19 protein-coding genes, 6 tRNA genes and 1 pseudogene are annotated in these 18,755 nt (G+C 71.3%); 17 read left to right on the top strand and 9 right to left on the bottom strand.

Translation table 11 applies throughout. The features are described from left to right. Nucleotides 1-364 precede the first annotated feature (364 nt). Together cobA and SSP29_RS25845 are read left to right on the top strand one after the other, a co-directional pair. The gene (cobA, locus tag SSP29_RS25840; protein ID WP_089103192.1) at nt 365-1,597 is read left to right on the top strand and encodes a uroporphyrinogen-III C-methyltransferase; all 1,233 of its coding nucleotides are present in this window, start codon (nt 365-367) and stop codon (nt 1,595-1,597) included. Nucleotides 1,598-1,689: 92 nt separating this feature from the next. Then, nucleotides 1,690-2,508 (top strand): TrmH family RNA methyltransferase, encoded by an 819-nt coding sequence (locus SSP29_RS25845; protein ID WP_089103193.1) that lies wholly within the window; start codon nt 1,690-1,692, stop codon nt 2,506-2,508. 28 nt (nt 2,509-2,536) lie between these two features. Here SSP29_RS25845 and SSP29_RS25850 read toward each other — a convergent pair whose 3' ends face one another. Then, on the bottom strand, nt 2,537-3,859 hold the full coding sequence (locus tag SSP29_RS25850; RefSeq protein WP_167450008.1) for a serine/threonine-protein kinase: 1,323 nt from the start codon (nt 3,857-3,859) through the stop codon (nt 2,537-2,539). A gap of 196 nt (nt 3,860-4,055) precedes the next feature. Here SSP29_RS25850 and SSP29_RS56330 point away from each other — a divergent pair. From SSP29_RS56330 to SSP29_RS25870, 4 genes and pseudogenes are all read left to right on the top strand, one after another. Continuing rightward, nucleotides 4,056-4,363: pseudogene (locus SSP29_RS56330) on the top strand (DUF8836 family protein). Between the two features lie 209 nt (nt 4,364-4,572). Further along, a complete protein-coding gene (locus SSP29_RS56335; RefSeq protein ID WP_046726640.1) occupies nt 4,573-4,749 on the top strand; it encodes a hypothetical protein in 177 nt (58 codons plus the stop codon). Nucleotides 4,750-5,147: 398 nt separating this feature from the next. Then, nucleotides 5,148-6,068 (top strand): aminoglycoside phosphotransferase family protein, encoded by a 921-nt coding sequence (locus tag SSP29_RS25865; RefSeq protein WP_089103195.1) that lies wholly within the window; start codon nt 5,148-5,150, stop codon nt 6,066-6,068. Between the two features lie 155 nt (nt 6,069-6,223). Continuing rightward, a complete protein-coding gene (locus SSP29_RS25870; protein ID WP_089103196.1) occupies nt 6,224-6,535 on the top strand; it encodes a TFIIB-type zinc ribbon-containing protein in 312 nt (103 codons plus the stop codon). 49 nt (nt 6,536-6,584) lie between these two features. Here SSP29_RS25870 and SSP29_RS25875 read toward each other — a convergent pair. From SSP29_RS25875 to SSP29_RS25895, 5 genes are all read right to left on the bottom strand, one after another. Continuing rightward, nucleotides 6,585-6,656, bottom strand: a tRNA-Val gene (locus SSP29_RS25875). Between the two features lie 34 nt (nt 6,657-6,690). Then, nucleotides 6,691-6,762 (bottom strand) — tRNA-Val (locus SSP29_RS25880). Nucleotides 6,763-6,796: 34 nt separating this feature from the next. Then, nucleotides 6,797-6,868, bottom strand: a tRNA-Val gene (locus SSP29_RS25885). Nucleotide 6,869: 1 nt separating this feature from the next. Next, nucleotides 6,870-6,943 (bottom strand) — tRNA-Cys (locus SSP29_RS25890). Nucleotides 6,944-6,981: 38 nt separating this feature from the next. Further along, nucleotides 6,982-7,054: transfer RNA gene (locus tag SSP29_RS25895), tRNA-Gly, on the bottom strand. Nucleotides 7,055-7,232: 178 nt separating this feature from the next. Here SSP29_RS25895 and SSP29_RS25900 point away from each other — a divergent pair. From SSP29_RS25900 to SSP29_RS25910, 3 genes are all read left to right on the top strand, one after another. Continuing rightward, the gene (locus SSP29_RS25900; RefSeq protein WP_089103197.1) at nt 7,233-8,309 is read left to right on the top strand and encodes a chorismate-binding protein; all 1,077 of its coding nucleotides are present in this window, start codon (nt 7,233-7,235) and stop codon (nt 8,307-8,309) included. Nucleotides 8,310-8,320: 11 nt separating this feature from the next. Further along, a complete protein-coding gene (locus SSP29_RS25905; protein WP_089103198.1) occupies nt 8,321-9,142 on the top strand; it encodes an aminotransferase class IV in 822 nt (273 codons plus the stop codon). Between the two features lie 78 nt (nt 9,143-9,220). Beyond that, the gene (locus tag SSP29_RS25910) at nt 9,221-10,045 is read left to right on the top strand and encodes a GNAT family N-acetyltransferase (protein WP_089103199.1); all 825 of its coding nucleotides are present in this window, start codon (nt 9,221-9,223) and stop codon (nt 10,043-10,045) included. Nucleotides 10,046-10,052: 7 nt separating this feature from the next. Here the strand turns inward: SSP29_RS25910 and SSP29_RS56340 are convergent, their stop codons facing one another. Continuing rightward, nucleotides 10,053-10,571, bottom strand: coding sequence for a DsbA family protein (locus SSP29_RS56340; protein ID WP_174856007.1), 519 nt, complete (start codon nt 10,569-10,571; stop codon nt 10,053-10,055). Nucleotides 10,572-11,163: 592 nt separating this feature from the next. Between SSP29_RS56340 and SSP29_RS25920 the strand changes: the two genes are divergently transcribed. Beyond that, nucleotides 11,164-11,619: a hypothetical protein gene (locus SSP29_RS25920; protein WP_089103200.1), complete on the top strand. Its 456-nt coding sequence runs from the start codon at nt 11,164-11,166 to the stop codon at nt 11,617-11,619. 257 nt (nt 11,620-11,876) lie between these two features. Continuing rightward, nucleotides 11,877-12,029 (top strand): hypothetical protein, encoded by a 153-nt coding sequence (locus tag SSP29_RS58615; protein ID WP_167450005.1) that lies wholly within the window; start codon nt 11,877-11,879, stop codon nt 12,027-12,029. A gap of 126 nt (nt 12,030-12,155) precedes the next feature. On the opposite strand, the gene SSP29_RS25925 is transcribed toward SSP29_RS58615, so the two are convergent. Next, nucleotides 12,156-12,716: a CGNR zinc finger domain-containing protein gene (locus SSP29_RS25925; RefSeq protein ID WP_089103201.1), complete on the bottom strand. Its 561-nt coding sequence runs from the start codon at nt 12,714-12,716 to the stop codon at nt 12,156-12,158. A 272-nt stretch (nt 12,717-12,988) separates the two neighbouring features. Continuing rightward, entirely contained in the window at nt 12,989-13,402 is a 414-nt protein-coding gene (locus SSP29_RS25930; RefSeq protein WP_004002642.1) for an SsgA family sporulation/cell division regulator, read from the bottom strand. Between the two features lie 191 nt (nt 13,403-13,593). Here SSP29_RS25930 and SSP29_RS25935 point away from each other — a divergent pair, with 191 nt between their 5' ends. The 6 genes from SSP29_RS25935 (at nt 13,594) to SSP29_RS25965 (ending at nt 18,719) form a co-directional block, all read left to right on the top strand. Beyond that, a complete protein-coding gene (locus tag SSP29_RS25935; protein WP_089103202.1) occupies nt 13,594-14,058 on the top strand; it encodes a TIGR02611 family protein in 465 nt (154 codons plus the stop codon). 75 nt (nt 14,059-14,133) lie between these two features. Continuing rightward, nucleotides 14,134-14,205, top strand: a tRNA-Val gene (locus tag SSP29_RS25940). Between the two features lie 789 nt (nt 14,206-14,994). Continuing rightward, nucleotides 14,995-16,281, top strand: coding sequence for an extracellular solute-binding protein (locus tag SSP29_RS25950; protein ID WP_089103204.1), 1,287 nt, complete (start codon nt 14,995-14,997; stop codon nt 16,279-16,281). Further along, nucleotides 16,281-17,255, top strand: coding sequence for a carbohydrate ABC transporter permease (locus tag SSP29_RS25955; RefSeq protein WP_089103205.1), 975 nt, complete (start codon nt 16,281-16,283; stop codon nt 17,253-17,255). The genes SSP29_RS25950 and SSP29_RS25955 overlap by 1 nt, the downstream gene beginning before the upstream one ends. Further along, complete coding sequence (locus tag SSP29_RS25960; protein WP_089103206.1) at nt 17,252-18,124, top strand: carbohydrate ABC transporter permease; 873 nt, start codon at nt 17,252-17,254, stop codon at nt 18,122-18,124. The genes SSP29_RS25955 and SSP29_RS25960 overlap by 4 nt, the downstream gene beginning before the upstream one ends. A 7-nt stretch (nt 18,125-18,131) precedes the next feature. Further along, nucleotides 18,132-18,719, top strand: a complete 588-nt coding sequence (locus SSP29_RS25965) for a hypothetical protein (RefSeq protein WP_089103207.1) — start codon at nt 18,132-18,134, stop codon at nt 18,717-18,719. The last annotated feature ends 36 nt before the right edge of the window (nt 18,720-18,755 follow it).

An 18,755-nucleotide genomic window follows, 5' to 3' on the forward strand; every position in this document is an offset into this window, starting at 1 on the left:
CCGGGTTCCCATAGCGGCCGGCTGGTCGTTGGCGGCTGTGGCTGTGGCTGTGGCTGTGGCTGTGGCTGTGGCTGTGGCTGTGGCTGTGGCTGTGGCCGTAGCCGTGGCTGCGGGACGGCAGTGCCGGGTTCCTTGTCGGCCGACCGGTGGTTCTGGGCTGCGGGACGGCAGCACCGGCTTCCTTTTCGGCCGACCAGGTGGTTGTGGGCAGGCGTTCCGCAGGGCGGAACGGGTGGGCACAACCACCCGCAGCCGCGCACCCGGCGATGTCGCCCAGCCACCGGACACGTATGCCGCCGAAACCGGCCGCCCCGTAAAATCTGCACGTCAGGGCTATAGCAACGCCTCGGAGGAGCCGCACCTCATGGCCGAACACCCCGCCTACCCCGTAGGCCTCCGCCTCTCCGGCCGCCGCGTGGTCGTCCTCGGCGGCGGCCAGGTGGCCCAGCGCCGCCTCCCCGCCCTCATCGCGGCGGGCGCCGACATCACCCTCGTGTCCCCCGAGGCGACCCCCTCGGTGGAGGCGATGGCGGACGCCGGTGAGATCACCTGGGTCCGGCGGCCCTACCAGGACGGCGACCTCGGCGACGCCTGGTACGCCCTGATCGCCACCAGTGACCCCGCCGCCAACACCGCCGCCTCCGCCGAAGCGGAGCGCCACCGCGTCTGGTGCGTGCGTTCCGACGACGCCGACCAGGCCACCGCCTGGACCCCGGCGACCGGCCACAGCGAGGGCGTCACGGTCGCCGTCCTCACCACCGACGCACGCGGCCGCGACCCCCGCCACACCGCCGCCATCAGGGACGCCGTCGTCGAGGGCCTGCGCGACGGCACCCTCGTCGCCCCCCACCACCGCACCCGTACCCCCGGCGTCGCGCTGGTCGGCGGCGGCCCCGGCGACCCCGACCTCATCACGGTCCGCGGCCGCCGCCTGCTGGCGGAGGCCGACGTCGTCATCGCCGACCGCCTCGGCCCCCGCGACCTCCTCGCCGAACTCCCGCCGCACGTCGAGGTGATCGACGCGGCGAAGATCCCCTACGGCCGCTACATGGCCCAGGAGGCCATCAACAACGCCCTGATCGAACACGCCAAGCAGGGCAAGTCGGTCGTACGGCTCAAGGGCGGCGACCCCTACGTCTTCGGCCGGGGCATGGAGGAGGTCCAGGCGCTCGCCGAGGCCGGGATCCCCTGCACGGTCGTTCCCGGTATCTCCAGCTCGATCTCCGTACCGTCCGCCGCGGGCATCCCGGTCACCCACCGGGGCGTCGCGCACGAGTTCACCGTGGTCAGCGGCCATGTCGCGCCGGACGACGAGCGCTCGCTGGCCGACTGGCCGTCCCTCGCGAAGCTGACCGGGACCCTGGTCGTCCTCATGGGCGTCGACAAGATCGGGAAGATCGCCGAGACCCTGGTCGCGCACGGCAAGTCCCCGCAAACCCCGGTGGCCCTGGTCCAGGAAGGCACGACGGCCGCTCAACGCCGGGTCGACGCGACCCTCGCCACGGTCGCGGAGGTCGTCCGCACGGAGGAAGTGAAACCCCCGGCGGTCATCGTGATCGGCGAGGTCGTGAACGTCGGGCCGCGCCCGGCGGCCTGAAAGGGCACCCGCGCGGGCACCGACGTAACCCCGGGTAACACAACCCGCCCCAGACCATTGGCACCCCACCCAGGACAAGGCAGTATCACCCTGTGGCCGATCTCATCACCGTTGAGGATCCCGACGACCCGCGCCTTCGCGACTACACGGGCCTGACCGACGTCGAGTTGCGCCGCAAGCGCGAACCCGCCGAGGGCCTGTTCATCGCCGAGGGCGAGAAGGTCATCCGCAGGGCGAAGGACGCGGGCTACGAGATGCGTTCCATGCTGCTGTCCGCCAAGTGGGTCGACGTCATGCGCGACGTCATAGACGAACTCCCGGCCCCCGTCTACGCGGTCAGCCCGGAGCTCGCCGAGAAGGTCACCGGCTACCACGTGCACCGCGGCGCCCTCGCCTCCATGCAGCGCAAACCGCTGCCGACGGCGGCCGAACTGCTGCGCACCACCCGCCGGGTCGTCGTCATGGAGTCCGTCAACGACCACACCAACATCGGCGCGATCTTCCGCTCGGCGGCCGCCCTCGGCATGGACGCGGTGCTGCTGTCCCCGGACTGCGCCGACCCGCTCTACCGCCGCAGCGTGAAGGTCTCGATGGGCGCGGTCTTCTCCGTGCCGTACGCCCGTCTCGACACCTGGCCCAAGGGGCTGGACTCAGTACGCGAGGCCGGCTTCACACTGCTCGCCCTCACCCCGGACGAGAAGGCCCGAAGCCTGGACGAGGCCGCCCCGCACCGGATGGACAGGGTCGCGCTCATGCTCGGCGCGGAGGGCGACGGACTCTCCACCCAGGCCCTGGTCGCCGCCGACGAATGGGTACGCATCCCGATGTCCCACGGAGTCGACTCCCTCAACGTGGGCGCGGCGGCCGCGGTCGCCTTCTACGCGGTGACCACCGGCCGCCCCGAGGCGTAGGACCAGGCGACCCCCGAGGCCGCCCCCGCTACTCCCTGAGCGCCGCGGACTTCGCCGGTACGGCACCGCTGCCGGGCACGCCCATCCCGTGGGCGGGCCCGGAACAGCCCTGGGCCAGCGCGATCCCGAGCGCCACCAGCAGGGTCACCACGACGAACACGAACAGCCGCTGGCGCAGCAGCCGCGGATTGGCCGGCCGCCGTCCGGTACCCGTGGGGCGCGGCGCCGGACGCCCGGTACCACTGCGGGACACGGGCCGGTTCCCGGTCGCGTTCCCGGGCCTGGTGCCGTTGCCGCGCGGGGCGGGTGTGGGGCGTGCGCCGTTCGGCCGCGACGGCACACCGCCGGTCGGGCGCGGGCTGCTGCCACCGCGCGAGGGGGCGTTGCCCCGTACCGGAGTGCCCGCCGAGGACTGCGGCCGGCGCTGGGTGCGCTGCGGCTCCGGGTAGGTCTCGGTGAGCCGCCCGGTGGGCCGGTCCGCCTCCGCGGCACGCGGCGCGGGCGGCCGTACGTCGGCCAGCCCGTGTGCCTCGCGCGCGGCGATCTCCTTCAGCCGGAGCGACAGCTGCAGCGTGCTCGGCCGTTCCTCCGGGTCCTTGGCCAGGCAGGCCCGTACCAACGGAGCCAGTGCGTCCGGTACGCCGTGCAGGTGCGGCTCCTCGTGGACGACCCGGTAGAGCATCACCTCGGAACTGCCGTGTCCGAAGGGCGAGTCACCGGTCGAGGCGTAGGCGAGGGTCGCACCGAGCGAGAACACGTCCGTGGCCGGCGTGACCGCCGCCCCGCGCACCTGCTCGGGCGCGAGGAACCCGGGGGAGCCCACTGCCGTACCGACGTGGGTGAGGGTGGAGGCCCCGGTGGCCCAGGCGATGCCGAAGTCGATGATCCGCGGCCCCTTCGGGGACAGCAGGATGTTGGACGGCTTGAGATCCCGGTGCACGACCCCGGCCTCGTGCACGGCGACCAGGCCCTCGGACAGCGCCGCCCCGACCGACGCCGCGTCCGCCGCGCCCAGCGGGCCGTCGTCGGCGACCTTGTCGTGCAGCGAGGGCCCGGGCACGTACTGGGTGGCGAACCACGGCCGCTCGGCCTCCAGGTCGGCCGCGACCAGCCGTGCCGTGCAACCGCCCCTGATCCGCCGGGCCGCGGAGACCTCGCGGGCGAACCGCGACCGGAACTCCTGGTCCTCGGCCAGATCGGGCCGGATCACCTTCAGCGCGACCCGCTGCCCCTTCTTGTCGGAGCCGAGGTAGACCACGCCCATGCCACCGGCGCCGAGCCTTCTGTGAAGCCTGAACGAGCCGACGACGCGCGGGTCCTCGCGCCTCAGGCGCATCATCGCCATGTTCATCCCCGCTGCCCGGTCCGTTTGACGTGGCACAGCTTACGTTTACCGGGCCGCCCGTGCGCAGAGGCCGCGCCCTCTCGGATCGATGGATTGTCAGTGCCGGGTGCGAGACTTGAGGAGTGGTCAGGAAGACGCCGTTATCGGCTCCTTTGAGCACCCGTCTGCTCCAACAAGCCGTCACAGAAGGGGGATTGATGCTGTGAAGGGTGACCGCGTGGAGATAGTCGTCGACGCCGGCGACACGACCCGCACCTACGAGGCGGTGGCGAGCAGGGCGGGCCGCCGGGTGGAGACAGCGGTACGACGAGGGGTGGTGGAAGTGAGCGAAGTCACGCGGTGGGGGTCCCCCCACGCCCTTTAGGCAGTGGGGGAGGGTCTGTAGTCCGTACCGCCCGCTTCATGGCGACCCGGGTCCTGGCCCTCGTCGAGCAGCCGGTGCCCCGCGAGGACAGCTCGGAAAAACCGGGAAGGACCGGGCACCCCCTCCGGGAAGACCCCGAGGGGTAGGACGAGACGTAGGACCCGTCTCCACCCAGGGGAGTAGACCACCGGTCGTGGCTCATCCTCTCGGAGGCCCGTGATTCGGTACGAGGGCATGACGTCCGCGAGGTGGCACGCGCCTAGATTTGAGGTCAAGCGGCGGGTGCAGCACTCGTCCCCCGAGGTCAGACACCCGCCGCTGCCAACGACAACTGAGCACGGTCAGGAGAGGGACCATGGCCCTTACGGCACAGCGGACACACACCACCCGCCCCCGCCGACAGGGCCGTCGCCACCCGCTGGTGGCGACCCTGATGGCACTTCCCCTGGCGGCCCTGCTCCTCCTCGTCTTCGACGGCTGGGAGACAGTGGCCACACAGGCGTCGTCCGTGGGAGTGATGCTGGGGCGCTGAGCGGCGACCCCAGGCCCGGAAGAGCGGTCCGGGCGGGGACATCCACCCATGAAACCCCGTGGGGACGGGGGTGCGGCGGACGGCAAAATGCCGGCGCAGCTGGGGAGCTGCGCCGGCATTGCTTTTTCCCGGGTCGGCCGCGGTCGGTTTTTCGTCTGCGGACCGGCGGGGGCTGATCGCGCAGTTCCCCGCGCCCCTTACGGGGCGCTGCCCAGCCGTGTCTCACATAGCTGCGGGCAGGCGTGCCGCAGGGCGGCACGGGTGGGCGCAGCGGCACCCCGCAAGCGCGGGCGAGCGAAACCCCGGTGCCCCAGCCCCCACCCCGGCCGCATGTGAACCCCGGCCCACCACACCCACGTACCCTCACCGCAGCACAGCCGCACCTCCCGGGGGACTTCATGACCGCAGACATACCACCCCAACTGACCGCCAAGATCAGAGCCGCCGCCCACCCCGACGCGGCCCCCTGCCACTGCGGCGGCACCACCACCCTCGCCCACCGCCCCGACACCACGGTCCTCCGCCACGCGGAAACCGTCGCCAAGGCCCACGCCCCCGGCACCGACCCCGCCGCCCTCACCCTCCGCCTGGCCACCGCCGCCCGCCTCCCCGGCGTCTTCCTCCCGCCCCTCACCCCGGCCCCCGCCGCCTTCGTCGACGACCGCCCGGTCACCCTCTGGCCGTACGGCGCCCCCGTGGACCCCGACGCCCCGGACGCCGCCCCCTGGGAAGCCGCCGCCACCCTCCTCGCCCTGCTGCACCGCACCCCGCCGGCCCCCGCCACGCCCCCGATGCGCGGCCCCGCCAAGGCGGCCCACGCGATCGCCCGGCTCCAGGAGGCCCTCGCCGGCGCAGGCGCCCACCCCGCCGCCCCGCCCGTCCTCCGTGCCTGGGCCGCGCTGCCCGACTGGGCCCGCGCCGAGGCCCCGATGCCTGGCCCCCGCACCCTCTGCCACGGCGACCTGCACCTCGGCCAGCTGGTCCGGCACCCGGCGCCGGAGGGCCCGTGGCGGCTCATCGACGTCGACGATCTCGGCGTCGGCGTCCCCGCCTGGGACCTCGCCCGCCCCGCGTCCTGGTACGCCTGCGGTCTCCTCCCGCCCGACGAGTGGACCCGCTTCCTCACCGCCTACCGCGCGGCCGGCGGTCCGGCGGTACCGGCGGAGGGTGACCCCTGGCCCGCCCTGGACGTCCCGGCCCGCGCCCTCACCGTCCAGACCGGTGCGCGCTACCTCGCCAAGGCGCTCGTGGCGGACCGGCCCCTGGACGAGGTGGAGCAGTCCCTGATCGACGCGTGTGCCCGGATGGCTCCCGAATGATCCCGGAATGTGCTCCTGCGCGGTCCCGGAACGGCCTCGGTCCCCGCCCGGTTGGCGCGCGATTTCCCGAAGTAGGCTGCAACCGGCCGGGGTCGGACGGAGTCTGTCCTGGGAGAACGTGAAGCAGTATTTACCGGCGAGGAGTTGAGCCGACCATGCAGTGTCCGAAGTGTCATGCGCCGATGCACACCTACAACCGCAACGGCGTCCAGATCGAGCAGTGCAGCGGCTGCCGGGGCATCTTCCTCGACTACGGCGAGCTGGAGGCGCTGACCCAGCTGGAGGCACAGTGGTCCAAGCCGGTCCCGCCGCCGGCTCCGCAGGCGTACCCGGCCCCGCCCGCGCCGGCCTGGGGCGCCCCGCAGCACGGCGGCGGTCACCACGGCGGCGGCCACGGGCACTACGGCGGCCATGGCGGCCACCACGGCCACAACAAGAGCTGGGCGCACATGCTCTTCTCCAGCTGACCGCACGAAGAAGCCCCGGCCGTGGAGACGGCCGGGGCTCTTTGCTGTGTGGACGATACTGGGATTGAACCAGTGACCTCTTCCGTGTCAGGGAAGCGCTCTCCCGCTGAGCTAATCGTCCTCGGGACCGTGATCCGAAGATCACGAGCACTGCGTGCGCGATACTGGGATTGAACCAGTGACCTCTTCCGTGTCAGGGAAGCGCTCTCCCGCTGAGCTAATCGCGCGGGACAGATCCACGGCCTTCCGGCCAAGATCCAGTGGACGATACTGGGATTGAACCAGTGACCTCTTCCGTGTCAGGGAAGCGCTCTCCCGCTGAGCTAATCGTCCTTGGAGGTGGAGACGGGATTTGAACCCGTGTAGACGGCTTTGCAGGCCGTTGCCTCGCCTCTCGGCCACTCCACCAGGAGTGTAGGGGATCGGGAAGACCCCTGATTCCTTCGAGCGGACGACGAGGCTCGAACTCGCGACCTCAACCTTGGCAAGGTTGCGCTCTACCAACTGAGCTACGTCCGCCTGTCGTTTCGGTTCGCTCTCGCGTCCCGGCGACGTGTTGAACTCTAGCGGATTCCCGGGCCAGCACAAAAACGCGTTTGCGCAGCGTGCTGCGCCTCACCCGACGGATGAGGTGGTCAGGGCCCCCTTGACGACATGCCCGGGTCACTCCCAGGACACCCGCCATAGACTCGACGACGTGCTCCGTCTCCCTCCACTCGCCCGCTTCGGCGACCGCGTCGCCACCGGTCTGCTCGACGTCACGGCCGATCCGGCGGCCCTGGAGTCCGCCGGTTTCTGGGCCGTCTGCGCGGATTTCGAGGGCCGGCTGACCTGCGCCCGGTTCGGCGACGTACGGGAGGAGCCGGTGCCCGCGCCGGTGCCGGGGAAGTGGCGGGGGCCGGCGGCCGGCGACTGGACGTCGTCCCTCGACCGCGCCGCGTACACGGCGGCGGTGCGCCGGATCCGCACGCACATCGCGGCCGGCGAGGTCTACCAGGCCAACCTCTGCCGTGTGCTGTCCGCGCCGGTCGCCCCGGACGCCGACGTGGACGCCCTGACCGCGCTGCTGGCCCGCGGCAACCCGGCACCGTATGCCGGAACGATTCGCCTCCCGGAGCACGGCGTGGAGATAGCCACCGCCTCGCCCGAACTGTTCCTGCGCCGGACGGGGCGGACCGTCGAGAGCGGCCCCATCAAGGGCACCGGCCGTACCGAGGCGGACCTCCTGGAGAAGGACTACGCCGAGAACGTGATGATCGTGGACCTGGTCCGCAACGACATCGGGCGGGTCTGCGCCACCGGCACGGTGACCGTCCCCGACCTGTGCGCCGTGGAGAAGCATCCGGGGCTGGTCCACCTCGTCTCCACGGTCCGGGGCGAGCTGGGCGCCGACGCCGGCTGGCCCGAGCTGCTCGCCGCCGCCTTCCCGCCCGGCTCGGTCACCGGCGCGCCGAAGTCGAGCGCCCTGCGGATCATCGAGGCCCTGGAGACCGCGCCGCGGGGCCCGTACTGCGGCGGCATCGGCTGGGTGGACGCGGACCGGGGCGTCGGCGAGCTGGCCGTGGGCATCCGCACCTTCTGGATCGACCGCGGCGCGGGCGTGCTGCGGTTCGGCACCGGCGCCGGGATCACCTGGGGTTCCGACCCGGAGGGTGAATGGCGGGAGACCGAGCTGAAGGCTGCCCGGCTGCTCGCGGTAGCGTCGGGTGCGTACGACGTGCACGGCCGGTCCGACGCGGCCGACTCAGCCGACGCATCCGGCGCTGACTTGTGAGGTAGAGAGCAGTGAAGATCTGGCTGGACGGCGGGTTGCAGGACGTCGAGTCCGCGCGTGTCTCCGTCTTCGACCACGGGCTGACCGTGGGGGACGGCATCTTCGAGACGGTGAAGGCGACCGCGGGCCGGCCCTTCGCGCTCACCCGCCACCTCGACCGGCTGACCCGCTCGGCCCGGGGCCTCGGTCTGCCCGATCCCGACCACGACGAGGTCCGCCGGGCCTGCGAGGCCGTCCTCGCGGCCAACCCGATGCCACTGGGCCGGCTGCGCATCACCTACACCGGCGGTCACGGCCCCCTCGGCTCTGACCGCGGCGACCACGGCCCCACCCTCGTGGTCGCCCTCGGCGAGACCGGCCGCCGCGCCGACTCCACCGCCGTGATCACGGTCCCCTGGACCCGCAACGAGCGCGGCGCGCTCACCGGCCTCAAGACCACCTCGTACGCCGAGAACGTCGTCGCCCTGGCCCGCGCCCACCAACACGGCGCCTCCGAGGCCCTGTTCGCCAACACCGTCGGACAGCTCTGCGAGGGCACCGGTTCCAACGTCTTCGTCGTCCTCGACGGAGAGATCCACACCCCGCCGGTCGCCTCCGGCTGCCTGGCAGGCATCACCCGCGCCCTCACCGTCGAGTGGACCGGAGCCCGCGAGACCGATCTGCCCCTGGACGTCCTGGAGCGGGCCGAGGAGATCTTCCTCACCTCCACCCTGCGTGACGTCCAGGCCGTGCACCGCGTCGACGACCGCGAACTCCCCGGCGCCCCCGGCCCGGTGACCGCCAAGGCCATGCGCATCTTCGACGAGCGGTCGGGCGAGGACCTGGACCCCTGAGACCCCTTCCCACGGGGCTTTGCGGGATGCGGCCGTATTGGGCTGACGTCGGCGTCCCCGGCGGGTAGAACACCCCTGATGACCACCACACTGCGGCCGACCGAGCCGCTCCAGCACGGCGCCGACGGAGCGCTGTCCCGCCGCTTCCAGGTGTGCGTGAACAGCAGGCCCGTCGGCACCCTCCACCTCGGCACCTCGCCGAATCTCGGCGCCCGGGTGGCCCGGATCGTCGACCTGCGCGTCGAGGAGCCCGACCGCCGCCGCGGCCGGGGCACCGTGGCCGCGCTCGCCGCGGAGGAGGTGGCGCGCGGCTGGGGCTGCCGGCAGATCGAGGTGTACGTGCCCGCCGCTGCGGAACCGGCGCTGCATCTCGTCGAGGCACTCGGCTACGTGCTGCGCAACCGGAGCATGTCGAAACAGCTCGGCGACACCCCGCCCGCCCTGCCGCCGGGCAGCCTGGGCCGGGCCATGACCGAGGCCGAGTACGAGGCGTGGCTCGCGTACGAGTTTGAGCACTACGCGCGCGTGTGGATCGAGCTGGGCGTGCCCGAGACCGAGGCGTACGAGAACTCCCGGATCGGCCACGAGAAGCTGCTGCCGCGGGGGCTCGCCACGGAGGGCATGCAGTTCAGCGTCCTCGAACACGAGGGGACCCGCGTCGGCGTCCTGTGGGTGGCCTTCCGGGACGACAGGGCCTGGGTGTACGACGTCGAGGCCGACGCCGCCCACCGCGGCCGGGGGCACGGCCGCACCCTCATGCTGCTGGCGGAGAACCAGACGATCGCCGACGGCAGACGCGTCCTAGGCCTCAACGTGTTCGCCGGCAACACCCCGGCAGAACGGCTCTACGAGTCGCTGGGGTACGTCACGGTGTCGTACGTCCTCTGCAAGAACCTGATCTGAGGTCCGGTCACTCCTGCCCGGCCAGCAACCGGTCGGCGATCTCCGCGATGCGCTCGCGCAGGCCCTCCTGGCTCTTGCCGCCGTCGAGGCGTTCGCCGCCGATGACATAGGTCGGGGTGCCGGTCACGCCGATGGCCTTGCCCTCGGCCTGGTCGGCGTCCACGATCAGGATGTGCCGGCCGTCGACCAGTGCGGTGTCGAACTCCTCGGCGTCCAGGCCCAGTTCACCGGCAACCTCGACCAGGAACGGCTCGCCCCCGCGGTCCAGCTCCTCGACCCGGCCGAGGACCGCCTCGACGTACTCCCAGCCCTTCCCCTGCTCCAGGGCCTCCTCGGCGGCCTGCGCGGCGGCGAAGGCGTGCTTGTGCTTCTCCAGCGGGAAGTGCCGCAGCCGCAGCTCCAGCCGGTCGCCGTACCGGGCACGCAGGGCACGGAGGTCGTCCAGGGCGCTGCGGCAGTCGGGGCACTGGAGTTCACACCAGACGTCGAGGACCAGGGCGTCGGTGCGCGCGGGGGAGTCGTTCATGACGACCAGTCTTCCAGCCCACGCCCCACCGACCCAATCGAGCCGACACACGGGCACTGCAGGCGGCGACGGACGGCGGCTGACAGCCGGGACGGACGGTGGTCGGCTGGCGTGACGGTGGTGGTCGTCGGCGGAAGGCGGGCGAGGACGGGGACGGGGGCGGGGGCGGACGGCGGCTGACAGCCGGGACGGACGGTGGTCGGCTGGCGTGACGGTGGTGGTCGTCGGCGGAAGACGGGCGGGGACGGGGGCGGGGACGGGGGCGGGGCGGGGGCGGCCGGCGGCGGGGACGGACGGTGGTCGGCTGCCGGGACGGTGGCGGTCGTCGGCGAAGGTGGGCGGCGATCGGTGGCGGTCGGCGGCGGAGATGGGCGGCGATCGGTGGTTCGGGCGGTGGTCGGCTGCCGGGGCCGCCGCCGGTGAGTGTGGTCGTGGCTCGTCCCTGGGGTGGAGGCGTCCCGGAGAGGACCCCGAGATGCCCCTGATTGTCGGGCGCGGGCATGGATCGCACGGGCCGGGCGGTGCACGATGGAAGGGGCGAAGCAGCGCGCACCCCGCCCCGCCCGACCGACCCAGCCCGCAGGAGGACCGGATGATCGCCGAGACAGTCTGTTCCGCCGTGTCCGCGGCCGGTCTGGGCATCGCCGTGGTCACCGCCTATCGCAAGCGGTACCTGGCAGCGGCCCGCATCGCCGCCTACTCCCTCGTCCCCATCGGCCTGGTCATGACGGGCGTGGTCGGCTGGCTCGCCGACACCGCCTTCAGTCCCACCGCCTGGGCCGGCTTCGGAGTGCTCGGGGCGGCCTGGGCCCTGTTCGCCGCCACCCGCGCGGTGGAGCGCCGGCGCGGCGGCACCCGTGGCACCCGCGCCGAGCGCAAGGCTGCCGCCCGGAGCGCGCAGCGCGACGCCGTCGCCCCCGCCGCGTCGGCACCGTCCCTGAGCCCGGCCACCCGCCCGGCGACCAGGCCCGCGGCGGCGCCCCGCAGCACCGGCTCGGGCGAGGACTTCAGCGACATCGAGGCCATCCTCAAGAAGCACGGAATATGACACTCCGCCGCGACGGGCGGGGCGCGGCGGACGACGCCCGGCAATGCGGCGGCGCGGTGCTGTTCAGCCGGGTTGCGGGCGCATGCATATGACAGTCACATGAGGCATTGAAACGACACAGTGCGACTGTGGCGCGCGCGGAAGTGTTCAGGGTGCGAGCGGAAGCGAAACGGACATCACGGAATTCGACGAACTCCCGCCCATTCCGGGCGTGTTGATCGCGCGGCGGGTGCCTGCTGGGACATCATCGCCGCGAGATGCTGGACACGAAACAGAGCGAGGCCGCGCCGCCGAAGGACGAGCCCCGCGGGTGCCTCTTCGCCCTTTCCCAGCCACCGCTGATGATCTTCCTAGCGGTGATCGGGTGTCTGCTCCTCATGGCTGCGCTGCACGACCTGCTGTGGCTGTGAGCCGTACCCGCCCGTCCCGGCGCCACCCGCCGGGACCGGCGTCGGCATCTACGCACCCGACCGGGGTCGATGGGGGCCGATCGGTCCACCCCTCGCACCGGGCAGCCGTTCCCGACGTCTCCGGGATCAGCCGGCCGCCTCCTTGCGACGTGCCCGGTACGCGGCGACATGCAGGCGGTTTCCGCAGGTCCGGCTGTCGCAGTAACGACGCGAACGGTTACGGGAGAGGTCGACGAAGGCGCGCCGGCAGTCGGGGGCCTCACAGCGCCGCAGCCGCTCCTGCTCCCCGGCGACCACGAAGAAGGCGAGCGCCATCCCGCAGTCGGCGGCGAGATGGTCGGCCATCGAGGCGCCGGGCGCGAAGTAGTGCACATGCCAGTCGTAGCCGTCGTGGTCCGTGAGCCGGGGCGTGGTGCCCGCGGCCGCGACCAGCTCGTTGATCATCCCGGCGGCGGTCCGGGCGTCCGGAGCGGCGAAGATCCCCGCGAACCGTCCGCGGATCTTGCGCACTGCCGACAGATCGAACTCCGACAGCACGCCGACATCGCTGATGTCGTGGTTTCGTACGAAATCCTGGAGAGCCGCGACATCGGGCAGTCCGTCCGCCGCCGTGTCGTCCTCCGGTGCGGTGTTCACCAGATCCACCACGGCGTCGAGAGAACACCGGGTGTCGTGGGTGATCAGCACGTTTCGCTCCCTGGCCTGAGGGTCGGGCGGGCGCCCGCCGATGGTGGCCGATGGTAGCGACATACGGCGGCCCCGCACCGTGCCCCGCCCCCACTCACGGCTGTCCGTTAGAACGCCCACCGCCCCCCGGAGGTTCCACGGGGCGCACGGACACACCGGCGCCGCCCCGTGACCGAAACACGGTGGCGGCGCCGGTGCTGCCGTATGCGGTTGTCTTGGCCCGAGCCGTCTCCCCGAGTGGACGGCGCCGGGCGGCTTTCAGGGGCCGTGCCTCAGCTCTCCGCCAGGATGTGGGAGAGCTCCTGATCGAGATCGAAGTGCCGGTGCTCCGTGCCGGGCGGCACGGCGGCGTCTGTTCGCTTCAGGAAGGATTCCAGGGCTCGCGCCGGGGCTTCGAGCAGAGCTTCCCCTTCCGGGGAGCTCAGGGCGATGCACACGACGCCCTGACCGTGACTGCGGGACGGCCAGACGCGGACGTCGCCGGTGCCGGTGGGGCGGTGCAGCCCCTCGGCGAGGAGGTCGCGGGCGAACACCCACTCGACGGTCTCCTCGGCTCCGGTGTGGAAGGTGGCGTGCACGGCGTAGGGGTCGGCCGTGTCGTACCGCAGGCCTGCGGGGACAGGCAGGGAGGACTCGCTCGACACAACGAGGCGCAGGTGCAGCTCGCAGCTGACCGTGGTGTTCATAAGCGCCAGGGCCTTTCGCTCAGTGTGCGCTCGGGGATTCGCACGTCGGCGAAATCGACATGCCACCTACGGTGCCGTTGTAAACCCCTCTGCGTGTTTTGCGTGCCTTTACGTAACTCTTCCGGCCGAGAACCTGGACGCGATCTACGACCATTCCGGTGACCGGAATCGCTCAGGTAGGGTTTGGTCGTATGAATACGGGGAGTAACGAACCGAGCGAGGTCGCCGTGACCTCGGACGGGAGCGAGGTGGACGGGACGACGACGGACCGGGCGGGCGCCGAGCGGGGGCTCGGATCGCGGGCGCCCGAGTTCATCAAGGCACGCCGGGCACTGCACCTGAGCTGGCAGGTCGGAGTCTTCGCGGTCGGTCTGGCGGTGGTCGCCGTGGGCATCGTCCTGCTGCCGTTGCCGGGGCCGGGCTGGGTGATCATCTTTGGTGGCATGGCGATCTGGGCGACCGAGTTCGTCTGGGCCCAGCTGGTGCTGCGCTGGACGAAGCGCAAGGTCACCGAGGCGGCCCAGAAGGCCCTCGATCCCAAGGTGCGCCGCCGCAACATCACGCTCACGACGATCGGCCTGGTGGTCGTGGCCGCCGGGGTGGGGATCTACCTCTCCAGGTTCGGCATAGTCATGCCCTGGAAGATCGAGGAGTGATCCGGCCACGGCCACGGGCTCCCGGCGACTGGTCGGGGGCACCCCCTGACATGGGGTAATGTTCTCCGTGCGCCCGGGCGATTAGCTCAGTGGGAGAGCGCTTCGTTCACACCGAAGAGGTCACTGGTTCGAACCCAGTATCGCCCACCCGGAACCACGGCCCACCTGCCAGAGAGCAGGTGGGCCGTGGTCGTTTTCAAGGGCCACGGTTGCCTCGGGGCTCGGAGGCAGGGCTGGGGCGGCTGTGGCCCCTCGCGCGGCGTGACCGGGGCCGGGGGCGGCGAAGGCGGTGCAGGGTCGGCCTGCGGGTGTGAGCGCCCTTGTGGGGGCTGGTGAGCGCCGTACGGCGGCTGTCGTTCAGGTGCGATGGCGATGGCGATGCGGTCGCGGTGGCGGCGACCACGGGCAGTGGGCGACCTCCGTGGCCGGACCTGCCGGGTGGGGCGTACCCGGCAGCAGTCGTCGGAGGTGTGCGCCCCGGGTGCCGAGTGCCGAGTGCCGAGTGCCGAGTGCCGAGTGCCGAGTGCCGAGTGCCGAGTGCCGAGTGCCGAGTGCCGAGTGTCGCGGGTGCCGGGTGCCAGGTGCCAGGTGCCAGGTGCCGGCGAGCGTGTCCCGGTGTGTCCCGACCCCCGTCGATCCCGCTCCCGCCGCCCGGCCCGGCCCCGTCCGGCCCGCTCGCCGAAGCCGAGCCGTAACCCCCGTCTCCCGCAAGCCACTTCGCGTTCGGCCCGTCGACCGTGCGTCCGTCACCTGCGAGGTCGCCCGCCTCGCAACCCCCGTGCCCGCGCCCCACCTCCCGGCCTCGCTGCCCCGCCCACAAGAAATTCCTGCGCGAATCATTGACGCCTCACCGGCCCCTCCGTACCTTGTGCCAGCAAGCGCTTACTTGAAACGATTCATGCAGGCGTCGGCGACGCTGCGGGGAGGGGCCCGACTGTGGGAACCAGCAGGAATGTGGAGAGGCGGACCATCCTGAAGGCGGCCGGAGCCTCGGCTGCCGCGCTCGGGGTCGCGGCGACGGCGGGGTGTGGAGGCGGAAGCGGTGCCGGGGATGGAACGGTGACGATCCGTTACTCGTGGTGGGGTGCCGAGGAGCGCGCGCAGAAGATCAACAAGACCATCGCTCTCTTCGAGAAGAAGTACCCGAAGATCAAGGTCAAGACCGACTTTCAGACGTATGCGTCGTTCTGGGAGAAGTTCCAGACGCAGGCCGCCGGCGGAAATCCCCCGGACGTTTTCCAGAATGCCGTCACCTTTCTCCGGAAGTACGACAAGCGAGGAATTCTCCTCGACCTCAAGTCACAGGTTCAGGCAGGAAATCTGAGCCTGGATCACTTCCGGGCCGGAGTGACGAAGGTCGGCGAGGTCGACGGAAAGCAGCTCGGAATCCCCGTCGGCTCCAACACCATGGCGCTGGTCATAGACAAGAAGGTCTTCGAGAAAGCCGGTGTCGAGCCGCACACCGGCTGGACCTGGGACGACTACTTCAAGGCCCTGAAGACCATCCACGACAGGACCAAGGTCGCGGGGGACACCGGCTACTTCGGCATCATGTACCTCTACGACCTCTACCTCCGCCAGAACGGCAAGGCGTTCTACACCAAGGACGGGCTCGGCTTCGACAAGGCCGACCTGACGGAGTGGTGGGCCGACGGCTACGGCCGGGTCAAGGCCGGTATCGTCACGGACCCGAAGGTCGTGGCCCAGGACTTCCCCAAGTCCTCCCTCTCCGCCGGGCACGGCGCCTCGGAGTTCACCTGGGACAACTTCACCGTCCGCTACTCCTCCGAGGGCGACAGCACCTACGGCCTCGCCCCGATCCCGACCATGGACGGCAAGCACACCGGGCAGTACCTCGCCTCCCTGATGCTGAGCGCCTCCGCCCGCACCGCCCATCCCAAGGAGGTCGCGCAGTTCATCGACTTCATGGTCCACGACCCCGAGGTCGGCACGATCATGGGCTACGACCGGGGCATTCTCGCGAGCACCGAGCAGTACGCGGCGTTCAAGCCCACGGACGCGGTGAACAAGGAGATCGCGCAGTACGAGGCCGACACCGCCAAGGCCGGCGTCCTCGGCACGATCACCCCGCACCCCTCCGGTGCCGACACCATCGAGGCCGCCTTCCTCCGCATCAGCGGCGACCTCGGCCAGGGCAAGACCAAGGTCGCGGACGCGGTGAAGCAGTTCTTCACCGAGTCCGAGGCCGCCTTCCAGGCCTGATGGGACCGGCCGTGACGCTTGTCGAGGACTCCCTGCCCACCGCGCGCAAGACCCGCTCGGCCGCCCCCGCCACCAGGGGGCGGCGGCCCGGCCGCCGGCGTGAGAACCTCGCCGGCTACCTCTTCATGTCCCCCTGGATCGCGGGCTTCCTGCTGCTGACCGCGGGTCCGATGATCGCCTCGCTCTACTTCGCGTTCACCGACTACAACCTCTTCAACACCCCGAAGTGGGTCGGGTTCGACAACTTCACCACGATGTTCGACGACCCGCGCTGGCAGAGGTCGGTGGAGGTGACCGCGAAGTACGTGGTCATCGGCACCCCGCTGAAGCTGCTGCTCGCGCTCGGGGTGGCGATGCTCCTGGCCCAGAGCCGGCGCGGCCAGGCCTTCTACCGGGCCGCCTTCTACGCCCCCTCGCTCATCGGCGCGAGCGTCTCCGTCGGCTTCGTCTGGCGGTCCCTGTTCTCCGACGACGCGATCGTGGACCGTACCCAGTCCTTCTTCGGCTGGCACGTCGGCGGCTGGGTCGGCAACGCCGACTGGGTGCTGTACTGCCTGGTCGCACTGACCGTGTGGCAGTTCGGCGCGCCCATGGTCATCTTCCTGGCCGGCCTGAAGCAGGTACCGAGAGAGCTGTACGAGGCGGCCGAGATGGACGGCGCCGGGCCGCTGCGGAGGTTCTGGAACATCACCCTGCCGATGATCTCCCCGGTGCTCTTCTTCAACGTGCTCCTGGAGACCATCCACTCCTTCCAGATCTTCGGCTCGGCCTACGTCGTCTCCAACGGCACCTGCGGACCGGCCGACGCCACGCTCGTCTACACCTGCTACCTGTACCAGCAGGGTTTCCAGAACGCCCGGATGGGCTTCGCCGCCGCGATGGCCTGGATGCTGCTGCTGGCCGTGGCCCTGGTGACGGCCGTCCTCTTCTGGTCCCAGAAGAAGTGGGTGTACTACGAGGAGGACGCCCGATGAGCGCGACCACCACCAAGCCGCCCCTGCTGAGCCGCCGCCGGACCGGGTCCCTCGGCTGGCACCTCGGCGCCCTGGCGATCCTCGCGGTCATCCTCTACCCGGTGGTCTGGGTGATCGGGGCGTCATTCAAGCCGAGCAAGGACATCATCAACAGCCTCCGGCTGTTCCCGTCCCACCCGATCCTGTCCAACTTCAAGGGCCTGGCCGACGGCATAGCGGACATCAGTATCTGGACGTTCTTCCAGAACTCCCTCTTCTACGCCGTCGGCGCCGTCGTCGGCGTGCTGGTCTCCTGCTCCCTGACCGCCTACGCCTTCGCCCGCATCCGCTTCGCCGGCCGCAACCTGCTCTTCTCCCTGATGATCGGCACGCTGCTGCTGCCCTACCACGTGCTGCTGATCCCGCAGTACGTGATGTTCCAGAAGCTGGGCTGGATCAACACCTACGCCCCGCTGCTGATCGGCAAGTACCTCGCCACCGAGGCGTTCTTCGTCTTCCTGATGGTGCAGTTCATGCGGAACCTGCCCAGGGAGCTCGACGAGGCGGCCCGGCTCGACGGCTGCGGGCACTTCCGCATCTACTGGTCGATCGTGCTGCCGCTGTGCCGGCCCGCCCTCATCACCAGCGCGATCTTCACCTTCATCAACGCCTGGAACGACTTCATGGGCCCGCTGATCTATCTCAACGAGCCCGGCAAGTACACGGTCTCGCTGGGCCTGATGATGTTCCGCGACTCCGACGGAGTGGCGGCCAACTACGGCGGGATGATCGCCATGTCCCTTGTCGCGCTGCTGCCCGTGCTGCTGTTCTTCCTCGCCTTCCAGCGCTATCTGATCGACGGAATGGCGACCTCCGGACTGAAGGGCTGATGACGTCGTGGCCGACGTACGCGCAAGGCCGTCCGTCTTCGCGGAGAGGTTCGCCGTCTTCGCCGAATGTCTGCTCACCGGGGTCTGGATCGCCGTCGCGTCCCTGGGGGTCGTCACCTACCCGGCCGCCTTCGCTGCCGGCGCCCGCCATCTGCGTCGCCGTACCGGTCAGGTGGGCGGCGGCCTGCGGGAGTTCGTGAGCGACTTCCGGGCTGCGCTGCCCCGCGGCCTGCTCGTCGGGCTCGCCGGATGGGGTGCGGTCGCGGCCGCCTGGGTGGACGTCCAGGCCGTGCGGGCCGGGCTGCCCGGCGGGCCGCTCGTCGGGGCCGTGGGCCTGTTCGCGGTGATCGGCCTCGCGGTCGCGGGGCTCCGCGCGGCTGCCGTCTGGGCGCCCGGCGACCGCTGGCGCACCCTGCTCGCGGCGGCCGGCCGCCGTACCGTCCTCGACCCCGGCGGATCCTTCCTGCTCGTCGGGGGAGCGGTCCTCGTGGTCTGTTCCGCCCTGCTCATCGCGCCGCTGGCGGTGCCCGTGCTGGGTGCCCTCGCGGCGGCGGCCGTCGCCGTGGAGGAGCGTCACCGGCGCCGCCACGGCTGACCGGCCTCGCACCAGGGTGGGCGCCCCGGCGCCGCG

This window comes from Streptomyces hyaluromycini (genome assembly GCF_002217755.1).
GTDB classification, from domain to species: domain Bacteria; phylum Actinomycetota; class Actinomycetes; order Streptomycetales; family Streptomycetaceae; genus Streptomyces; species Streptomyces hyaluromycini.